Annotated in this window: 3 protein-coding genes; all 3 read left to right on the forward strand. The window is 32.3% G+C overall.

Annotation, left to right across the window (positions count from 1 at the left end; all coding sequences use genetic code 11):
• The first annotated feature begins 167 nt into the window (after positions 1-167).
• The 3 genes from CN514_RS24315 to CN514_RS24325 are packed head-to-tail and all read left to right on the forward strand — an operon-like array spanning position 168 to position 2,017.
• Positions 168-338: a YpmA family protein gene (locus CN514_RS24315; protein WP_082459338.1), complete on the forward strand. Its 171-nt coding sequence runs from the start codon at positions 168-170 to the stop codon at positions 336-338.
• Between the two features lie 11 nt (positions 339-349).
• Positions 350-814 carry a cell wall elongation regulator TseB-like domain-containing protein gene (locus CN514_RS24320; protein ID WP_098234769.1) on the forward strand — a complete coding sequence of 155 codons (465 nt, stop codon included), beginning with the start codon at positions 350-352 and terminating at the stop codon, positions 812-814.
• Positions 815-829: 15 nt separating this feature from the next.
• Complete coding sequence (locus CN514_RS24325) at positions 830-2,017, forward strand: pyridoxal phosphate-dependent aminotransferase (RefSeq protein ID WP_098234770.1); 1,188 nt, start codon at positions 830-832, stop codon at positions 2,015-2,017.
• Positions 2,018-2,074: the final 57 nt, after the last annotated feature.

Raw genomic sequence — 2,074 nt, forward strand, 5'->3', positions numbered from 1 at the left:
TTAATCCCGAAAAACAAAATAAAAATTAATAAAATTGATGAATTATTAAAAGATTTTTAGTAGTTTTTCAAAATTTAGCATGAGAATAGTAGGGGATTTAAGGTTAGACGTGTGGTATAATGACATAAATTGTAATGTATTTATAATACATTTTTAGGAGGAGCAACATGAATTCAAATATTGAAGTATTATCAACAACAAAAATTGAATATACTAGAGATTTATACAAAATTGTTGATAGTTTAAATCGTACTTTAAAAGAAAAAGATTTAATGTTTGGACTTGCGCTTGATAAAGAAGATCAAGAATATGCGGTATTTACAATTTATCGAACATAAATGAGGTATATATGAAAAAATGGTTAGTCATCCTTGGATTAAGCATCATTTTTCTTTCATTATTTTTAATCGCCACTTATCAATCATCAATTTCAAAACTAAATGATGATAAAAAACATGCCGAAGAGCTTGTTTTACATCAAGGGTATTTAAAATCTGTGGAAACTTCTGATTATTTTCATGGAAAAGAACAAGCGATCGTTGTAAGTGGTAAAGATGATGCAAATAATGAAATGATCGCGTGGGTACAGGATGGAGAAGTTATTACACGAAAGAAAAGTGAAGGATTGACCCAAAAACAAATCATTGACAAAGTTGTCAGTGAGAGAAACCCAAAAAAAATACATAAAGTAAAATTAGGAATAGAGAACAAAATACCACTTTGGGAAGTAGTATATATAGACCAAAACGGCCGATATAATTTTTACTACGCTGCTTTCGAAAATGGAGAGCTTTTAAAACGTTATAGTATTTAGGGGGAAATTAACAAGATGAAACTAGCAAAAAGAGTAAGTGCACTAACACCATCTACAACACTAGCTATTACAGCAAAAGCAAAAGAGATGAAAGATCAAGGAATTGATGTAATTGGATTAGGAGCAGGTGAACCTGATTTTAATACACCAGTTGAAATTATTGAAGAAGCTTATTCAGCAATGCTTAAAGGCCAAACTAAATATACTCCTTCAAACGGTTTACCAGCTTTAAGAAAAACGATTTGTGATAAGTTATTAAAAGATCAAGGATTAACTTATTCTCCAGGAGAGGTTGTTGTAACAAATGGTGCAAAACATGCACTTTACACACTTTTCCAAGCGATTTTAGATCCTGGTCACGAAGTAATTATTCCGACACCTTACTGGGTAAGCTATCCTGAGCAAGTGATATTAGCAGAAGGTGTACCAGTATTTATTGAAGGTTATGAACATCAACAATTTAAAGTAACACCTGAACAAATCGAAGCAGCGATTACAGAGAATACAAAAGCGATCATTATTAATTCACCAAGTAATCCAACTGGTATGATTTATGATGAGCAAGAATTAAAAGCAATCGGAGAGATTTGTTTAAAACATGATATATTAATCGTTTCTGACGAAATATATGAGAAATTAGTATATGATGGTGCAAAACATGTTTCAATTGCTTCATTAAGCCCAGAGCTTAAAGAGCAAACGATTATTATCAATGGTGTTTCAAAATCTCATTCAATGACTGGGTGGAGAATTGGATATGCTGTTGGTAATAAGGAAATAATTAATGCCATGACAAATCTTGCTAGTCACTCTACTTCAAATCCTACTACAATGGCTCAAATCGCTACGATTAAAGCATATGAGTTAGGTGATGGGCCTGTTGAAGAAATGAGAGTAGCGTTTGAAGATCGTTTAAATAAAACTTATGAGCGTTTAATTACAATCCCAGGATTTAGCTGTGTTAAACCGAATGGTGCATTTTATTTATTCCCAAATGTGACTGAGGCAGCTAAAATGGCTGGATATCAAAATGTAGATGAATTCTCTACTGAATTACTTGAAAAAGCTAATGTAGCGGTAATCCCTGGTTCAGGATTTGGTTCACCTGATAATATCCGCCTATCATATGCAACATCTCAAGTACAGTTAGATAAAGCGTTAGAGCGCATTGAGCAATTTATGAAAGCAAGTATCTTAAGTTAATTTCAATCAGTTGGAAACTCATTTTTTAAAATACTGAAGCTAAGCATATGCTTAGCT

Origin of the sequence: Bacillus sp. AFS001701 (genome assembly GCF_002559405.1) — a bacterium.
In the GTDB taxonomy this organism is placed as follows: domain Bacteria; phylum Bacillota; class Bacilli; order Bacillales; family Bacillaceae_G; genus Gottfriedia.